Annotated in this window: 11 protein-coding genes; 7 read left to right on the forward strand and 4 right to left on the reverse strand. The window is 66.0% G+C overall.

Going from position 1 to position 18,615, the window contains the following annotated elements:
• Window positions 1–855 precede the first annotated feature (855 nt).
• A complete protein-coding gene (locus tag Mal64_RS00780; protein WP_197525307.1) occupies window positions 856–4,581 on the forward strand; it encodes a PAS domain S-box protein in 3,726 nt (1,241 codons plus the stop codon).
• A gap of 160 nt (window positions 4,582–4,741) precedes the next feature.
• Here Mal64_RS00780 and Mal64_RS00785 read toward each other — a convergent pair whose 3' ends face one another.
• Both Mal64_RS00785 and Mal64_RS00790 read right to left on the reverse strand, forming a co-directional pair.
• On the reverse strand, window positions 4,742–5,737 hold the full coding sequence (locus Mal64_RS00785) for a choice-of-anchor A family protein (protein WP_146395738.1): 996 nt from the start codon (window positions 5,735–5,737) through the stop codon (window positions 4,742–4,744).
• A 116-nt stretch (window positions 5,738–5,853) separates the two neighbouring features.
• A complete protein-coding gene (locus tag Mal64_RS00790; protein ID WP_146395741.1) occupies window positions 5,854–7,323 on the reverse strand; it encodes an endonuclease/exonuclease/phosphatase family protein in 1,470 nt (489 codons plus the stop codon).
• 337 nt (window positions 7,324–7,660) lie between these two features.
• On the opposite strand from Mal64_RS00790, the gene Mal64_RS19555 reads away from it, so the two are divergent.
• The 3 genes from Mal64_RS19555 (at window position 7,661) to Mal64_RS00800 (ending at window position 9,823) form a co-directional block, all read left to right on the forward strand.
• Window positions 7,661–7,798, forward strand: coding sequence for a hypothetical protein (locus Mal64_RS19555; RefSeq protein ID WP_197525308.1), 138 nt, complete (start codon window positions 7,661–7,663; stop codon window positions 7,796–7,798).
• A gap of 35 nt (window positions 7,799–7,833) precedes the next feature.
• The gene (locus Mal64_RS19560) at window positions 7,834–8,910 is read left to right on the forward strand and encodes a BNR repeat-containing protein (protein WP_197525309.1); all 1,077 of its coding nucleotides are present in this window, start codon (window positions 7,834–7,836) and stop codon (window positions 8,908–8,910) included.
• Between the two features lie 724 nt (window positions 8,911–9,634).
• Window positions 9,635–9,823, forward strand: coding sequence for a hypothetical protein (locus Mal64_RS00800; RefSeq protein ID WP_146395751.1), 189 nt, complete (start codon window positions 9,635–9,637; stop codon window positions 9,821–9,823).
• Between the two features lie 155 nt (window positions 9,824–9,978).
• On the opposite strand, the gene Mal64_RS00805 is transcribed toward Mal64_RS00800, so the two are convergent.
• Window positions 9,979–11,949 (reverse strand): hypothetical protein, encoded by a 1,971-nt coding sequence (locus tag Mal64_RS00805; RefSeq protein WP_146395753.1) that lies wholly within the window; start codon window positions 11,947–11,949, stop codon window positions 9,979–9,981.
• 404 nt (window positions 11,950–12,353) lie between these two features.
• On the opposite strand from Mal64_RS00805, the gene Mal64_RS00810 reads away from it, so the two are divergent.
• The 3 genes from Mal64_RS00810 to Mal64_RS00820 all read left to right on the forward strand — a co-directional run bounded on the left by Mal64_RS00810 (window position 12,354) and on the right by Mal64_RS00820 (window position 17,313).
• On the forward strand, window positions 12,354–12,893 hold the full coding sequence (locus Mal64_RS00810) for a sigma-70 family RNA polymerase sigma factor (RefSeq protein WP_197525310.1): 540 nt from the start codon (window positions 12,354–12,356) through the stop codon (window positions 12,891–12,893).
• On the forward strand, window positions 12,890–14,275 hold the full coding sequence (locus Mal64_RS00815) for a FecR domain-containing protein (RefSeq protein WP_146395757.1): 1,386 nt from the start codon (window positions 12,890–12,892) through the stop codon (window positions 14,273–14,275). The genes Mal64_RS00810 and Mal64_RS00815 overlap by 4 nt, the downstream gene beginning before the upstream one ends.
• A gap of 167 nt (window positions 14,276–14,442) precedes the next feature.
• The gene (locus Mal64_RS00820) at window positions 14,443–17,313 is read left to right on the forward strand and encodes a glycoside hydrolase family 2 TIM barrel-domain containing protein (RefSeq protein WP_146395759.1); all 2,871 of its coding nucleotides are present in this window, start codon (window positions 14,443–14,445) and stop codon (window positions 17,311–17,313) included.
• A gap of 93 nt (window positions 17,314–17,406) precedes the next feature.
• Here the strand turns inward: Mal64_RS00820 and Mal64_RS00825 are convergent, their stop codons facing one another.
• On the reverse strand, window positions 17,407–18,525 hold the full coding sequence (locus tag Mal64_RS00825) for a hypothetical protein (RefSeq protein WP_197525311.1): 1,119 nt from the start codon (window positions 18,523–18,525) through the stop codon (window positions 17,407–17,409).
• Between the last annotated feature and the right edge of the window lie 90 nt (window positions 18,526–18,615).

Genomic DNA, 18,615 nt, shown 5'->3' on the forward strand with positions numbered 1-18,615 from the left:
ATAGCCGATCGATCACCAAATTTCTGCAATCGTTCTTGGCCAGGCGCGCAGCAGCGATTCTTGGGCCAAAGCCATTTTGTCGTAACGCCCCCGCGGACAACGCCTTGCGACCGCCGCCGCCCGCTGCAAACGGCGCAGATGGAAACCGAAAAATTCATTCGCCAAGTTTTGGCCGGTTTAGAAAATGGGGTGGCGGGGGGCGCCGCGAAGCGGAAGCCCCCGAGCAGCGCACCCCCGCTCTTATTGGCCCGGGGGCTTCCCTGGCGGGAGCGCCCCCGCCACCCCCACGCAGTCCGTTGGGATGGATCGGTAGCCCAGGTTTTCAAACCTGGGTCGCCGCAGGCGACAAGAAGCACTCGGGCCGGCCGCCACACGCTAACGACGCCACCGATCGACAACGCCCTATGGCGGCTTCTTGTGGCTTCGCCACCCAGGTTCAAGAAACTGGGCTACCGGCCCGCGCATTTTTCTTGGGCCATGTTGAAACACGCTTCGTCATGGCGACCAGTCTCGGGCGGCTGATGCCGGTCGGCTGAATCGAGGAGACTCGCAGCAACGCACCGTCCTTGGCTGGCTACTCCTTCGCATTGGTCGTTCGGCTGCCAAGTCAACGAGACGTCATTGCCGAGCGGAAAAGCGGCGACGCCGCAGAGCGGTGTGCGGTGCTGCCGCGTCTCATCGATGGCAAGCGGCCGTGTGCTGTGCCATAGGTTCTTGAGCCGATCGAATCCGCTGAAGTGGCCTTCGGTTGCTAGTGCTCACCCCGCTCGGCTTGAGTATGATGGTGGATCACGTTGCTCGCCTCGGTCGGACGACCCAACTCCCCCTCTCAGCACGCTCCCTACTGAAACGGCAATGAAGGAAGCGTCGATCCGACTAAGCTTCGAAGCGACCGATCTTGCGAAGGCGACCGCCGACTTGGTCGAACCCTTGCGGCCGGTGGTTGAGCAGGCGGGCTTGCGTCTCACCGTCGACTGCCCGCCTTTGCCGCAGCCGGTCTACGTGGACGCACGACGCTGGGCCGCGTTGGTGCTTCACCTGCTTTCGGACGCCATTCGGAACCCGGCTGGAGACGAGGTTCTCGTCCGACTGGTCGCTAGCGATGGCTCCGCGGTGCTCAGCATCACCGGGGCCGGCGTCGGCTTTGCGAATGAGGGTGCAACGCAAGGCGCCGCAAAGGTTAGCGACGCCGACGCACGAACGAGCGGCGAAGCGCTTGGCGTGCACGACTCTGTGCGGGAGTCGATCGAGTTGCTCGGGGGCGAGACGCGTGTTGTAGCGCGTGAGGGGCGCGGGTCGTGCGTCGTGGTTGCGCTGCCGTTTGGGTTTGCGCATTTACCGGCGGATCACGTTCGCGGGGCGGAGCAGCCTGGCGCGAACCTGAGTGTCGTTGCTGCAGGCGAACCGTCGCAACCCAGCGAGTGGCGTTTCCAATCGATGGCCGACGCCGCGCCGGCGATGCTCTGGATCACCGACCCGGATGGCGCTTGCACGTTTCTATCGAATGGCTGGTACGAGTTTACAGGACAAACCGAGTCGGAGGCCCTTGGCTTTGGCTGGCTCGACGCGGTTCATCCGGAAGACCGTGAGGCGTCGGGGCGAATCTTTCGTGACGCCAACGTCAGCCGCGAGCCGTTTTCCTTGGACTACCGGTTGCGGCGGGCCGACGGCCAGTACCGTTGGGCAATCGACGCCGGCAAGCCGCGACTCGGCGAGGCGGGGCGGTTCCTTGGGTACATCGGATCCGTGATTGACGTCCACGAACGAAAACTGGCCGAGGAGGAGATCCGCCACAACGCCGCCATCCTGGAGGGGATCACGAAGGGAACCCGCGAACAGATCGCCGCCCAAAGCGATCAGTACCGCTACATCTATTTCAACGACGCCTACAAGTCCACGTTCGAGTCGCTCTGGGGAACGCCGCTCGTGCATGGCGTGAGCATGCTAGAGGCGATGGCCCAATGGCCCGACGAACGGGAGAAGGCCCGTGCGCTGTGGGGGAGAGCCCATGCGGGAGAGACTTTCAGCGTGGTCATGGAGTTCGGCCCAAGCGAGGCGGAGGCTCGGGTGTTCGAGTTGCAGTTCAGTCCCCTCTTCGGGGCCGACGGGGATCAAGTCGGCGCGGCGCACATCCTCCGAGACGTCACGGATCAGGCGCGTATGCAAGAGGCGCTCCAAGAGAGCGAATTGCGTTACCGGCTCGTGGGGCAGGCCGCCAACGACGCCATCTGGGACTGGGACTTCACGACCAACGCCGTGACGTGGAACGAGGGTGTGCAGACGCGATTCGACTACGCGGCCTCTGAGGTAGGACCGGACGCGACGTGGTGGATCGACCAGATTCACCCGGCCGACCGCGACAAAGTATCGCACGGCATCCACGCCGCGATCGACGGTGGACGGACGCACTGGAGCGACGAGTACCGGTTCCGAAAGTCCGGCGGGGGTTACGCCACGGTCTTCGACCGGGGGACCATCGTGCACGACCGCGACGGAAAGCCGATCCGGATGGTCGGTTCGATGCTCGACCTCACCGAGAGGCGTAACACGGAGAAGCGTCAGCAGTTCCTCACGGAACTCGCGACAACAACCCAGCCGCTCGCGGCGCCAGACGAGGTGACGGACCAAACCGCGCGACTCCTCGCCGAGCACCTGGGCACGGATCGGTGCGCGTACGCCGAGGTGGTCAACGAAGCGGATTTCGTCGTCATCGGCGAATACAGCCGGGGCGTACCGAGCATCGCCGGCCGCTGGCCTGTGGCGGCGTTTGGCGCGGAATGCGAGCGGCGGATGATGGCCGGCGAGCCCTTCGTCGTGGAAGACGCCGAGACCGATCCCCACGTCACCTCCGAGTGCCGCCCGTCCTACGAGAAGTTGAGTTTGCGGGCCGTGGTGTGCGTTCCCCTGCACAAGAATGGGCGCCTGACCGCCGCGATGGCCGTGCACCACACCTCCCCGCGAATCTGGCGGAAAGAGGAGATCGAGCTTGTCCAAACCGTGGCGTCCCACTGCTGGGAAGCCATCGAGAGATCCGCAGCCAATCGGAGGCTCCGGGATAGCGAAGAGCGTTTCAGACGCCTCGTCGAGGGGTCCCCGTTCGGCATGTACGTCGTCGATTCGCAATTGCAGATCGTCCATATGAACAGCCGATCGCAGACGGGCGCGTTCCGGAACGTGCGTCCGGTGCTCGGCCGTCACATCGGCGAAGTGATGAGGATTCTTTGGCCGGAAGAGGTGGCCGCCAACGTCGTCACCGCCTTTAAGCGAACGATCGAGACCGGCAAGCCCTACATGTCGAAGGACTTTGTCAATCGCCGCGTCGATGTCGGCTCGGTCGAGGGGTACGAATGGGAGCTGCAGCGTCTCACACTCGCCGACGGTCAATTGGGCGTGATCTGTTATTACTTCGATTCGAGCGATCTGCACCTCGCCCACGAGGCGTTGCGCGAAGCCGATCGTCGCAAAGACGAGTTCCTGGCGACCCTCGCGCACGAGCTCCGCAACCCGCTGGCGCCCATCCGGACCGGCCTCGAGTTGCTGAAGCTATCCAAAGACGAACCGGAGGCTGCGGAAGAAACGCGGCAAGTCATGGAGCGGCAGACGCTGCAGCTTGTCGCCCTGGTCGACGACTTGCTCGACGTTTCTCGGATCACCCGCGGCAAGCTCAACCTACGCCGCAAGCAGGTGAGCCTCAAAGAGGTCGTCCGCAGCGCGGTTGAGGCCTCGACCCCGTTGATCGAAGAGTCGGGGCACCGGCTGACGGTGCGCCTCCCCGACCGGCCGACCGTCTTGCATGTCGATCCGCACCGGATGGCGCAGGTCGTGTCAAACTTATTGACCAACGCCGCAAAGTACACGCCGCCTGGGGGAAGCATCGACCTGGGGTGCTCCGTCGAACGCGGAGAAGCGGTCGTTCGCGTGAAGGACTCGGGCGTCGGCATACCTGCCGAGATTCAGCAGAGTGTCTTCGACATGTTCGACCAGGGCGAACGGTCGCTCGAGAGTGGCCACACGGGACTCGGGATTGGTTTGACGCTGGTTCGATCTCTGGTCGAGATGCACGGCGGGACCGTCGAGGTGGAGAGCGAGGGCGCCGGCAAGGGGAGTGAATTCCGCGTGCGGCTGCCGCTCCACGAGAGCCCCTCCTTGACCGAGATCGAGGAGACGCCGGATCAGGAGGACGAATTGTTCCCCGAGGACTTCGGGCTGCGAGTGTTAGTGGTCGACGACAACCGGGGCGCGGCGCACTTGCTCGGCGCGCTGTGCGAGAAGTTCGGCAACGAGGTGCGACGCGCTAGCGACGGGCGCCAGGCGCTCGAGCAGGCCGCCGACTTCCTTCCCCAAGTCGTGCTCATGGACGTGAACATGCCGGTGATGGATGGGTGCGAAGCCGCGCGTCGCATGCGGGCCGAGCCGTGGGGCGCAGCAATCACCCTTGTCGCGGTCACGGGCAACGGCCAAGTGGTGGACAGGCAGCGGTCGAGCGCGGCCGGTTTCGACAAGCACCTTGTCAAACCGATCGACGCCACCGAACTGCAACGGCTTTTCACCAGTCTCTTAGGGCGATTGCCAGGCGTTTGACCCCGTTGCGTCCTTAGAAAGACGACGGATGGCTGCGGCTTAAGGACTGAGAGGATTCCCCCCCCAGAGATCGCTCAGCCAACGATGATGGCTCAGCGCATAGGCCCATTTCGCGTCGCGGCCGAGTGCGGCTGCTGTTGCAGAATCGTTTTGGGCTCTCTCAGCGGCGGCGTAGAACGCCGCCGAGCGTGACGCCGAGCATGGCCCAGACCAACATCGCGGCGGGCTCGGGGACCTCGCCGCCGGGCGGCGGGGGCGAGGGGGGCGTCGGGCCGGCGAACAGCGGGAAGTGGACCTCGCCCCGTTGGTCGAAGTCGCCGCCAACGAAGACCGATCCCTCCACGTTGTTGCGGATCGTCAGGTCGGCCAGCGGCGCCAGGACCGTGCCGTTCCACATCCGGTCGAAGTCGATCGTGGTCGCTTCGTAGAAGTTCCAGATCATGTTCGGCCGCCGCGACGCGTTGTTGAAGTCGCCGACAAAGTTGCCTTGGTTGAACGTGACGCTCGAGCCCGAGACGTTGAAAACGAACAGCGTGTTGGCGTCGACCCCGGCGCCGAAGAGCAGCTCGTACTGCTGCGACTTGCTGTCGGAGAACCGCGCGGCGTCGACCTCGAACACGGCCACGTTGTCGGCCCCCGGGGTGGCGGTGAACTTGACCGCCGCGGGCTGCGTGCCGGCCGGGCTGACGCTGCTGTCGGCTGTGAGCCCCGCGTAGTAGTCCGACGCGGGGGCGATCTGGTCGATGATCGACTGGGCGGCCGCCGGGGCGGTCGGGTCGCCGGAGGTGAGCGTGCCGCCGCCGTTGAAGTTGAGGATCCGCGAGACCGAGCCGCCCGTGCGCACGTCGCCCGCGCCGATGTTCAGCGGGTTGCCCGTGGCGATGTCGCCGCCGACCAGCAGGGTGACCACCCCGCTGTTGTCCGCGGCGTTGAGGCCCTGGGCGAAGTCGGCGGAGTTGGCGCCCGTGACGCTGCCGCCGACGACGGTCTTGCCGCGGATGTTGGACGTGGAGACCAAGTCGCCGCCGACCACGAGGTTGTAGTCGTACAGCAAAACGCTCGCCGCGGCGGGCGCGGCAAAGAGAGCGGCCAGCGCCAAGGTGAAGCAGGCGGCGCAGAAAGTCCTGGCGGCGGCCAGTGCGATTCGTGCGGACATGGGTGGCGGAGCTCGGAAGGCGGCTGTTTAGCGGCCGGCTCAACGCCGACGGCGCAGCATCACATTAGGTGAGCTGGGGCGCCGTGTCAATGATTTTTTGGGCCGTGACGGGGCCCCTAGCGAACGCGGCGGCGGGCCCAGGGGGCGGCGAGCAGGACGAGCACCGCGGCTGCGGGCTCGGGGACCGACGCGGCGGGCCCGGGCAGCGTTTGGCCGAATTGCGCGACCCAATAGTCGTAGTCGGCCATGTCGACCACGCCGTCGGGCGAGCCAAGGCCCGTGCCGTCGTCGCCGTCGCCGGGCATACCAACCAGGCCGGTCGCCCCAAAATTGTCACGCCACACGGTGAAGTCGGCCGCGTCGACAACGCCGTTGAAGTTGTAGTCGCCGCCGAGCGTCTCGATGACGAAGTCGACGTACACCAGACGGTGGTCGGTCGCCGTCATGGCGCCGAACTGCGGGTCGGAGCCGAGCGGCCAGAAGACGCCGGTGTGGTCATCGTCGTCAACCACCGTCAGGTCGAGCGACGGGAGGACGTAGTCAACACGCAGCCCGCCGGTAAACGCGGCGGTGTCGTCTGGGTCGGGCCCGAATCCTCCGCCCGGCGAGAACGTGTTGTTAATCAGCGGGTGATCGGTGAGCTGTTGGGCGGCGTCCATCGAGCTGTCGCCCTCGTCGGGGTCGGCGTTTTGGTCGCCGAGGATCACGAACGACTCGCCCGCCGCCAAACCGCCCGTCGGTTCGGCGGGTGTGGCGCCGAGCAGGTCGAACTGCTCGTCGTCGTAGATGTAGCCGCTCGCCGACGGGTCGATGTAATCGGCCCAGAAGCGGATCTCGTCGTGGTTGCGCAGGCCGTTGCGGTCCTCGGCCCCATCGAACACCGGCGGCGTGGGATGCGAAGCGAGCAGGTGGACCGTCTCGCCCGCCACCTCGACCGGCACGTCCCAGTGGCTCTTAGAGGAGAGCCGGAACGCGGCGAGCTCTTCCGGCGAGTACCAGTCGGCCGGGGTCTCGGGCGTCGACAGATTGTCCGGCAGAAACGCGCCGGGCATGTCTTGCCAAAGGAACTTCTGGAACGTCCGCACACCCTCGTCGGCGATCGGGTGCTTGGAGAGGACCAGCATGCCGTACTGGCCGGCAAAATTGCCGAAGCCGAAGGCGTCGTCCGGGTTGTCGGTTTGGCCGTTGTTGTTGAAGTCGAAGTCGAACCCCTCGCCGAGCTCGTCCTCGGGCTGCACGCCGGTGTTCGACGGGGCGCTGAACCAATAGTCGTACTCGACCGGCTCCAGGCCGTTTTGCGAAACGCCGAGGTAGTTCGTCAGGAAGTCTTCGACCGCCTGCCCCGAGGGGTCGTAGTCGAACTCGTTGATCAGCAGCACGTCGGGGTTGATCCGCTGGATCACCTCGGCGATGCGGCCCGGCTGGTTGCTGCCGGGCGAGCTCAGCTCCGCGGCGAGCGCTCCGGCCGAGCCGCGATTGAGCGACGCGTTGTAGGTGGCGATCCTCAGCGGCTGGTCGGCCACCGCGTTGGTGGCGACAAACACGGCGACGATAGCCAAGAGCAGCAGTGCGGCGGGGCGTGGCATGGAGGGCCTTCGGCGAGCGGCGGAGGGCGGTGTGGGAGGGAGCATGGCGGGGCGTGCGCGTCCCTATGCCGGATCGAGCATAGCACGCCACCTGCCTGCAATAAAGCAATTGCCGCTTTTGATGCATGCGAGGCGTACGCCGCCCCCCCCCTGCCCTCTTCTCGGGTTTCTTCGCAAGTCATAGCAACGCCGGTCAGCCGGCATGAATCTTCGCTGTTGGAGCCATTTTTGGTGGCTCGCGTGCTGTTTGCTCGCCCCGCCCATTGCCGTCTAGCCGCAGGCGGGCGCCAGGCTCGCGCCGATCGGCCCGGCCTGGGCGGTCAACGCGATGAACCACGTGAGCTTTCGCCAGCAAGCGTTGCTCACCGTGGGCGACGTGCAACTTGCCGCCTATTACGACGACCAAGGCCGGGTAACCGTAGCCCGCCGCAAGGGCGCCGCGGGCGACTGGCGGGTGTCTTCCCGACCGAGCTGACCGACGACCACTCGGGGCTGCAAGTCACGCACAACGTGATCGCCTTCGGCGTCGACGGCGAGGGCTATCTGCACCTAGCGTGGGGCATGCACAACCACGACCTGCGCTACATCCGATCGGCGTCGCCCGCTACGCTCGCCGGACCGATCGCCTTTGGCGAGGAGATCACGGTGACCGGCTCGGCCGAGGGGCTCGTGACTTACCCGCAGTTCTACAACACGCCCGCGGGCGACTTGCTGTTCAGCTATCGCACCGGCAACGATTCGGGGGGCGGCTCGGGCAACGGCGACACGCAGGTGAATCGCTGCGACTTGTCTGCCCGCCGGTGGGAGCCGATGCACCGGCCGCTGTTCGACGGCGACCCGGCGCCTAGCGAAGACGCTGAGCCCCGCACGGTGAACTCCTATCCCAACAACCTGGCTTGGGGCCTGGACGGCGAGCTGCACATGACCTGGACCTGCCGCGACACCTGGCGGTGGCAATCCAACAGCCATCTCTACTACGCCCGGTCAAGCGATGGCGGCGCGACGTGGCGCACGAGCAGCGGCGAACCCCTCCCGCTGCCGCTCAGCGAAGCGAACGCCGAGCGGATCGCCGTGATCCCCGAGGGTAGCTCGCTGATCAACCAGGCGTCGATGACCGTCGATCGCGAAGGCAGACCGCTGGTGGCGACTTGGTGGGCGCCCGGTGCGCACGACTCGCCCCCCAATCACTCGCGTGAGTACATGCTGGTGCACCACGACGGCGAGCGCTGGCGCACCTCGCAGATCACCCACCGCAACGCGCAAGACGACAGCCGCCGGGCCGAGGACGTGCGCGACCTCGCCCGCCCGATCGTGCTCGTCGACGACACGGGCCGCACCCTTGTGGTGATGCGCTACGACCGCCGCGGCGACGTGGTCACCGTGGCCCACAGCACCGACCGCAAGAACTGGGAGCTGCTCGACCTCACGATCGAGCCGCTCGGCACGTGGGAGCCCAACCACGACGCCGAGCTGTGGCGCCGCGAGGGTCGGCTGCACCTGCTCCACCAGCGGGTCGGCCTCGGCGAGCGCAGCTCGCCGATCGGCGTGCTGGAGTGGGACGCGCGGGGCTACTTCGTCGGCCGGTAGCCGGCGACTGACATCGCGTGAAGATCAAGCACAGCGTTCGAGGCTCGGGCACGGCTAACTCTTGCTCATCCACGAGCGTGTACTTGTCACGCCAGAGTGGATAGCCCAGGTTCTTGAACCTGGGTCGCCGTAGGCGACAAGAAGCCTCGGAGTTGACCATGATGCCCTGAAATACGCAACCGATTGGCGGCGCTAGCGGGTGGTTTCTTGCGGCTGCGCCACACAGGTTCAAGAACCTGGGCTACCCATTTAGCGCGGAGGGCATGGCATCGACTACGCCGAGCGACGGAAGCAAGCGACGGCAAGCATGAGAATGGCCAACATAGCGGCCGCTGGCTCGGGGACCGAGTCGCCCGGCGAGAACGGGACTCGGACAGTGCTTCGGGCGGCGACTGGGTCTCGCCAAAGTGCTCGACCCACAGGTCGTAGTCGGCCTGGGTGTAGTCGCCCGCGTCGAGGCCGTCTCGCCACACCGTGCAATCGGCGGCGTCGACCGTGCCGTCCCAGGTTTCCTAGAGGGAAAGGCTCGGCCAAAATAGTTTGCCTGCTAGTGTTTGGGCGACGTTCTCGTGACAGCGAAGGGCATATGCCACCTAACCACCGGCTGCAGTTAACCGGCTACGCCTGCGATCGTGGTACACTGCCGATCGAGTGTCGTCCTCCGCGGGCGGCCGGCAACTGAGCCAAATAACGCTAGCCCGCCTTTTTCACTCCAAGGTTCATCATGCCGAAGTTCACTGCCTTAATTATCGCGGCGATCATCGGTGCTTTGCTTGCCGTGACTTTGCGTCCGGGTGTGCTCGAAATCGTGATCGTGGCTGTGCTGATTGTCGTGGCTGTTGCTTTTACACAGCGTCGTAAGTCCAAGCGGCGGGTGGCGGGGGCGCTCCCGCCAGGGAAGCCCCCGGGATAGTGAGACCCGGTCTGTGACGCTCGGGGGCTTCCGCTTCGCGGTGCGCCCCCGCCACCCCTTGAGAGCTTGGCACTAGAATCGTTTGGGTGGTGCGTCAATGGTGAGTGGTCAGTGGCCTTCGAGAGCGTGTCGAAGCTTTGTGGCTAGCCTGCCCCTTAGCCGCAGCGACCGAACTGCGTTCGTCGTGCGGCGATGGCCAGCAGCGCGAGCCACAGAGCCGAGGGCTCGGGGACCGATTCGCCCGGCGTGAACGAGGCCGCGGGCGGCGCCTGGGTCTCTCCAAAATGCTCGACCCACAGGTCGTAGTCGGCCTGGGTGTAGTCGCCCGTGTCGAGGCCGTCTCGCCACACCGTGAAATCGGCGGCGTCGACCGTGCCGTCGTTGTTGAAATCGCCCGCCAGGGAGGCGGGGATCACGATCACCGCTAGCGAGCGGGTCGGGATCGTCACCGTGAACAGGTCTGACAGGCCGCCGAGGGGCGACTCGGAGAGGCTCAGCCCGTCGAGCACCGAGTATTGCACGCCGTCGCTGGCGAGCCGCATGCCGGTCACGTCGACCGTCACCTCGGCGTCGCTGAAGCGGTCATGGTTCAGAAGCATCACGGCGAGGCTGCTGTCGGCCTGCACCACGGCGTGGGTGCGGAGTTCGTCTTCGGACGATTCGGTCTCGACAAACTGGTCGCCCGGCCGGCCGAGCTTGTCGACGGCCGACACGCCGTAGAAGGCCGAGCCGAGCGTGAACTCATTCGTCTGGTTGAACGCGGCGTCGCCGATGAAGTCCTTGCCCATCAGCTCGAGGAACTGCACGCTCGTGACGCCCAGCTCGAGCCAGCTGGCGTAAGCGTCGGCCACGAAGTTGGCCTCGGCCGGGTCGGCGGGCTCGGAGGTGATGTCGCCAAAGTAATTGAACTCGGTGACCATGATCTCGGCGTCGGGGATGCCGTGCGTGGTGAGCGACTCGCGCACGCTCGGCAGGCCGCCCGCGGGGCCGCCGTCGATCATCAGCGGGATTTTTTCACCGACTTCCTCAAGGATCGAGGAGCCGCTCGCGTTGGTGGTGGGGTACCAGTGGACCATGACAAAGTCGGTCTCATCGGCCGCCTGCTCCAGCACCTGGTCGTTCCACGACTGACCGTTGCGGATGGACCACGTGTCGTCCGGCGGGGTGGCGAGCACCGCGCCGATCTTGATCGTGGGATCGACCGACCGCATGAGCTGGGCGTACTCGACGATCTCCTGGCCGTACTGCGCGGGCGACAGCTCGGCGGCCCCGGTCCGGTTGACGCCGTAGGCGAGGTCGTAGTCGACACTGTAGCCGCGGCCGCCGCCGTAGTAGCCCGTGCCGAAGGTCTCGTTGCCGATCTCCCAGTACTCGATGCCGGCGCCGTCGTCGCGGTTGATGGCGAGGTGGCGGTTGAGCGGCTCGTACACGCCATCGGCGTTGGCCCAGCTCTGGTACTCGCCGGGCGTGGAGGCGCGCAACCGGGCCCAGTACCCGGCGGTCTTCCAATCGTTGCCTTGCTGGTCGACGCCCAGAGGGACGTCGGCAGCTGTGCCATAGATCGCCGGGTCGGCGTTGGCGTAAGCGACCTGGGCGGCGGCCTCCTTGGGCTGGCCGCCGAAGTCGGGGACCTGCGACTGCCCGCCGACGAGCTTCAGCGCCGAGCCGTAGTTGACCGTGACCACGCCGCGGCCGTTCTCGATGTCGTCGACCTTGTTGATGAAAACGCCGAAATCGTTGTTCGGTCCGACGTAGCCGAAGTTGCCCGACTCGCCCCACCACGGCGAGAGCCCACCGCCGGTGATGCCGCTCTCCCATTGCGGGCGGGCGACCGACCAGTGGTAAACGTCGGCGTAGCCGCCGCCGCCGAAGCGGAGCGTCGTGACGCCCGCCTCTTCGGCGATGTCATCGATCCGGCCGTCGCCGAAGTAGTTGTAATAAGGCGAGGTGTGCATGCCCAAGCCCATCGGCGAGAAGGTCGACATCAGCGCGTTGGTGTCGACCGATACCGTGACCGCAGTCTGGGCGCTCGCCGCGGCGGCCAGCAGCACGACCAGCGAGCAGGCGGCCGCCAGCAAACGCCGCAATGGGGGCCGTCTCGATGGGATGCTAATTGTGCCGCTCATGGCGCCGCTCGTCGTGGAGATCTTCGGTCTTGTCGCGTCCAGCGTTAAGCCGGGCGGGTCAAGGGCATTGCTAAAACTAGGCTTCGAGAGCCGGTGGCCGCATCGCGGCCGCCGGGCGCTGGTTTGCCGGGCGTTGCTTTGATGGCAGCGCGTTGGCTGGAGCCACTCTGAAGGGCGGCGATGCGAAAAGTGTTGCAAATCGAGAGCGGCGGCCGCTGAGCGGCGGCCGCTGAGCGGCGCAGTCTTCACGATACCTGCAGGTTTAAGCCCTTGGCGGAGGGATCTCACGGATAAAATCAGATTTTGCGTCAGATCGCGTTCCGCCGTGCTTATTTTCGAGGAGAGAGGCTCGGCGGACCTGCGCTCTCCCCCCTATTCGTTGTCCAACCACAGCGGCGCTCTCAGTGAACGACGACCAACGCCGACAGCGATTCGTGGAGCTCCTGACCGCCCACCAGCGCGACATCTACTCCTACGTCAGCATGCTGATGGCGGGAGACGAGGCGTCGGCGGACGTGGTGCAGGAGGCGAGCATCGACCTCTGGAAGAATCACGCCATGTACGATTTCCAGCGGCCTTTCTTGCCGTGGGCGCTGAAGTTCGCCTACCACCGTGTGCTGGCGCACCGCAAGGCGCGCGGCCGCTCGCGGTTGGTTTTCAGCGACGAGTTCGTCCGCGCGATGAGTGTTCAGTGCGAGACCGACCCAACCCCGGCCGACACGCGGCTGGCCGCCCTGCGGAACTGTCTCGAAAGCCTCCCGGAAGAGCAACGCAAGCTGATCCACGACCGCTACCAGGGCGTGCTCAGCGTGAAATCGATAGCGTTGCGGATGGGAGTGACGCCGAACAACGTTTCGGCGCAGTTGTACCGCATCCGCGCCGCGCTCTCGCGCTGCGTTGAGGCTCGCCTGCCAACGGGACCCAGCAAACGGTTCACCCCATGATCCAGCAAGAAGCACGCGTTCAGGAGTTGCTCGACACGGTGCTCGGCGGCGCCCCGACCGACGCCGAGTGCGACGAGCTGCGCCGCTTGCTCGACCAACAGCCGGAGCTCCGCCCGTCGGTGATCTCCCAGCTGCGCACGCACAGCTTGCTGATGTGGATGCTCTCGCCGTCCGCCGGCGCGGAGGGCGACGCGGGGCCCCACCTCGTCGGTTACCAAGCCGTGCAGGCCGTGCCGAGCCTGCGATCGGTCGTGGCGGGGCAGCGGCGGTATTGGTACTGGTTCACCGCCTCGATCCTCGTGGCGTTGCTCTCCGCAGGCGCTCTGTGGGGGAGATTGGGCGGGGCCTCTCACGAAGCGCTCGGCAAGGTGCTCGACTCGAGCGGCGTGGCTTTTGGCGAGGCCACGACGGCGTTGCTTGCCGAGGCGGGCGACCGCTTCGCCGCGGGCGTGATCGAGATCGACTCGGGGCGGTTGGCGTTGGAGTTTGCCAGTGGCGTGTCGGTGGAGCTTATTGGGCCGGCACGCTGCAGCGTGGTGGACGGCATGCTGGTGCGGCTCGAAGAGGGGCAGGCGACGGCCGACGTGCCGCGCTGGGCCCGCGGGTTTACGATCGCCACCCCGGCGATCGACGTGGTCGACTTGGGAACGCGGTTTGGCGTGGCGACCCGCGTCAGTGGAAAGACCGACGTGGTGGTGTTCGAAGGCGAGGTCGACCTCAAGGCGCCCGCCGCCAGCGAAGAACGCTTCGAGCGGCGGCTGACGCAGGGCGAGGCGGCCCGCGTCGACCCGCGTGGCAAGATCGAACGCATCTTCCAGGTCCACGGCGAGTCGCTCGGCGGCCACTGGTCGACCCTCGACCGGCCGGAGGGGGGCGCCATCGCGGCGGTGTGGGATCACTTCGAGGCGCGGGAGAGTGTCGGCTTTTATCAAGTCATCGCCAGCGGTTTGCTGGAAGACGCGCCCGCCTATGTCGACCATCCGCACCAGTGGAACGGCGTCGACGCGGACGGGTTGCCGAGCGAACTGCGCGGCGCCGATTACGTGCGAACCGCCAACGATTATCGCTACCTGCCGCGGCTCTCACTGAACGTCGAGTTCGCCGAGAACGCCACTCTCTATCTCTTTTTCGACCAGCGGACGGCGCCGCCCGAATGGCTCGCCGCGGGCTTTGAGAAGACCGCCATGGTCGTGGGCCTAGACGAGGACGCTTGGCAGGGCAATCCGTCGTACGTGTTGGAGCGGGGGGCGGGACGCAGCGTCGACAACCGCTTCGACGTCTGGCGCCGCCGCTGCGCCGCGGGCGAGACCGTGGTCCTCGGTTCGATGGGCGATGGCGACGAGGCGCGGGCGATGTACGGCTTGGCGGTCGTGGCTGAATAGAGAAAGGTTGGCGGCGCGGCGATGGGGGGCTCTACAGTCGAACGAAGCTTTTTGTTAGCGTTCCTTGCCGAGCGGACGCTGCTCATGTACGAAAGCCGCTCTGCCCGCGCGCCGTCGCGTTCAGCGCGGCTGCTCCCAGAAGTCTCATCTTTGTCGGCTAGCACCTTATGAATTTATCACGAACGTACGGCTTCCGGTGCGTCCTCATGGCGGCAGCGACGCTCGGCGTCATGGCGGCGGCTTCCGCCGAGGCCCGCACGCGCGGCTTTGACCATGGCTGGCGGTTCTCCAGTGGCGATCCCGAAGGCGCCGAACAGATCGACTTCGACGACCTCGCGTGGTCGAGCGTCACCACGCCGCACGACTGGGCGATCGCCGGTCCCTTCAACCCCGAAGAAAATGGCTACGCCGGCAAACTGCCTTGGCGTGGCGTCGGCTGGTACCGCAAGTGGTTCTCGCTCGACGCCGCGAAGAAGGGTTCGCGTGTCTACCTCGACTTCGACGGTGTGATGGCGTTCGCCAAGGTCTACATCAACGGCCAGCTGGCATTCGAGGGCGACTACGGCTACGCCTCGTTCCGCGTCGACGCCACGCCTTACTTGCGATTCGGCCGGTCGAACGTGGTCGCGGTGCGCGCCGACACGACCCGGCTCAAAACCCGCTGGTACCCCGGCGCCGGGATCTACCGCAAAGTCTCTCTGGTGGTGAGCCCCCCGGTGCACCTGGCGCGGCACGGCGCCCGCATCACGACGTCCCACGTGTCGGACTCGGCAGCGCGGGTCGTGATCTCCAACGAGATCGAGTGCCACGCCGGGCTCTCCGATCCGTTTGAGGTCGAGGTCGAGATCCTTGACCCCGACGGCAAGGTGGTCGCAAGCAAGAGCTACGCCAGCGAGGCGCGTCAGGGCGAGACGCCGGTTGTCGAAGGCGAGCACGAGATCCCCAACCCACGGCGATGGGATGTCGACCACCCCCACCTCTACACAGCCGTCACGTTGCTACGGGTCGACGGCCAAGTGGTAGAACGCCGCGAAACACCATTCGGCGTGCGCACGTTCGAGTTTACCGCCGACGACGGGTTCCACCTGAACGGCCGCCGGGTGCAGCTCAAGGGCGTCAACCTGCATCACGGCCACGGCCCCCTGGGCGCGGCCTTCCACACGCGGGCGATTGAGCGGCAGCTCGAGATCATGCAGTCGATGGGCGCCAACGCCATCCGCACCAGCCACAACACCCCCGCGCGTGAGGTGCTCGACCTATGCGACCGGATGGGCATTTTGGTGTGGGACGAGTTGTTCGACAAATGGGGCGGAACCGCCGGCCGAGTGGAGGGCGAGCCGCCCTTCGAGCCGTACGTCGCCAAGCACGCCCGCGAGTTCGTCCGCCGCGACCGCAACCACCCGTCGGTCGTTGTTTGGTCGATCGGCAACGAGATCCTCAATCAACCGCACGAGAAGGAGGGCAAGTCGCCCGAGCGGGTCGCCTTCGCACGCCAAGAGTTCTTAAGGCACGACTCCACGCGGCCGGTCGGCCTGGGCTGCTTCATCCCCAGCACGGCCGAGACGAAGATCCTCGATTCGCTCGACCTGACGGGCTGGAACTACGCCCGCCGTTACACCCGCTACCGCGAGCGGTACCCCGACAAGCCGATCGTCTACAGCGAGTCGGCCTCGGCCCTGAGCACCCGCGGCTGGTACCACCTGCCGCTCGCCACGGACAAGTGCGACTACGCCCATGACGAGCACCAGGTGAGCGCCTTCGAGCTCAACGCGGCCGGCTGGTCCGACTTGGCCGAGGTCGAGTTCGACCTGATGAAGAACGACCCGTACGTCGCCGGCGAGTTTGTCTGGACCGGCTTCGATTATTTGGGCGAGCCGACGCCGTTCTCGCAGGAGGCCCGCAGCTCGTACTTCGGCGCCGTCGATTTGGTCGGCTTGCCCAAGGACCGCTACTACCTCTACCGCAGCCACTGGCGTCCCGAGGCGAAGACGATCCACATCGCTCCGCACTGGAATTGGTCCGGCCATGAAGGCCCCGCTGGTCAAAAGGGTAAGGGCGTGCCGGTGATGGTCTACACCAACGGCGATGAGGGCGAGCTGTTTGTGAACGGCCGCTCGCAGGGCGTGCGGCGCAAGGGGGAGCGACCCCCGCAACCCGCCAACGTGGCCGTGCGCGCCACGGCCACGGCGAGCTCGCACGCCGACGGCAAGCCCGCGCAGCAAGCACTGGCCACCGAAGGCGGCGGCTGGGCCGTGGCCGAAGACGACCAAAACCCGTGGTTCGCCGTCGACCTGGGCGAGGAGCGTAAGCTCGCCACGATCGGCCTCGTCTTTCCCCGCCAGTCGAAGCTGTACGGCTACACGGTCGAGGCGTCAGACGACGGCAACACGTGGCGCGAGATCGGCCGGCACACCGAGACCCGCGAGCCGATGTGGGGCGGCGTGCCCGAGGCGTTTCTCTCGGTCGATGGCGAGGGGCGCCACGTGCGGCTCGTGTTCGGCAAGTGTCTTGAACGGGCCAAACCTGCGATCAAGAGCTTCGCGGTTTACGAGTCGCCCAAGGAAAACGACTACTACGCCCCCACGTACGACTACCGCCTGCGGTGGAACAATGTCAGATACGAGCCGGGCGAGATCAAGGTCGTCGTCAAGAAGGATGGCGAGCCGCTCGGCGAGACGACGGTCCGCACCGCCGGCGAGCCGGCCCGACTGCGGCTCACGCCCGATCGCACGGAACTCGCTGCCGACGGCGAGGACCTCTGCTACCTCACGGTCGAAGCGCTCGACACGCAGGGCGTCCCCTGCCCCACGGCCGACGCCCGCGTGCGGCTCGAATTGGAGGGGCCGTGCGAGGTGGCCGGCGTCGGCAACGGCAACCCGTTGTCGCTCGAGCCGTTCCAATCCGACGAGCTGGTACTGTTCAGCGGCAAGGCGGTGGCGATCGTCCGCACGCAGAGCGGCGCGGGCGGTTCGCTCAAGGTGACCGCCGCGAGCGACGGCCTGCAGCCGGCGACCGCCGAGCTCACCTCTTCGCGGTGATTCAGAAAATGCCTGCGAATACGCGTGAATCAAGCGTGAATCCCCTGGCCGGATCCGCGTCTTATTCGCTTGTATCGGTGGGCGGTTTTTGCCTCACCTGCACAGCCCATGTCGGCCGCAGCCTATTACCGAGACGGCCAGCAGAACCAACAAGCCAGCCGCCGGTTCGGGCACGGCGAGCACGGTGAGCCGCGTGTAGCCGTCGAACTCGCCGCCGACGATCAAGTCGAGCGTGTAGTCGACCCCGCGCGTCGCCTCGGTGATCGACCGCCAGCCGTGGGGCGTGGGGTAGTAGACCGCGTCGCTGCGGCCCTCGATCTGGTCGAGGAACGCCTCGAGCGAGGCGCTCGTGTCGCCCGTTAGCGCGAGCGAGCCGCTCGAGTGCAGATAGACACCGGTGGGCGTGCCGCTGAGGTCGGCGATATCGAGGGCGCCGCTGACAGCGACGGAGGCCTGGTGGGTGACTCGCAAGACCCCGCTGCTATTCAAGCCGTTGCTATGGCCGCCGACATTGATTTCATGGGCGCTGACAAGAGAGTTTTCGCCAGCAACCGCTACCGTGCCTAGTTGCTTCTCGTCGACGTGCAGGTTGCCAATCCGTAATGATCCGGGCGATACGAACCGACTCCCTTCCTTAACGATCAGCAACGCGCTCCGTTCGGAACCGACAATTAGCAACGCGCGCAGTTCGAGCGTCGATCCCAAACCGGACACGACAACCCGACTCAACTCGCCTTGATCGCCGCCTGAGATCCCGCCCCCGGCGAATTTCACCGAGCCACCTTCAACCACGCTCAAGGAGCCGGCGCCCGCCATGCCGACTTGGAGTAATCCTTGGTCGCCAAACGCGTTCGAGTGCAAAGTCGAACCTGCGCCGGACACAACGACATTGCCGTTGCTGCCCAACTCGACGCCGATTCGCAGGTGAGACGCCAAGAAATCGGCGCCGTCGAGCACGGAGAGTTCTGCCCGTCCGGCGTTGCCGACATAAACACTCTTACCCGGCAGAGCGTGGGCGCTCTGCTCCCAAGAGGAGCCTTCCCCCGACACGGTTACCGAGCCGAATGATCCCGGCGAGTCGCCCAGCTTGAGCAGGTAGCTCTGGTAATAGCCGGCGCCATCCAGAACCTCGATGGCGCCTAGCCCTTCGGCTCCGACGACGGAGCCCCCGAGATAGACGCCGTAGAAAGAATCATCGCCACTGATACGCAACGTGCCATTGGCGCCTTGGTGGACGCCAAGGCGAGTCTCACGAGAAACGATTTCGCTCCCCGCGTCGACCTCGATAGACCCGTTGTGTGA

Source organism: Pseudobythopirellula maris, assembly GCF_007859945.1.
GTDB lineage: Bacteria > Planctomycetota > Planctomycetia > Pirellulales > Lacipirellulaceae > Pseudobythopirellula > Pseudobythopirellula maris.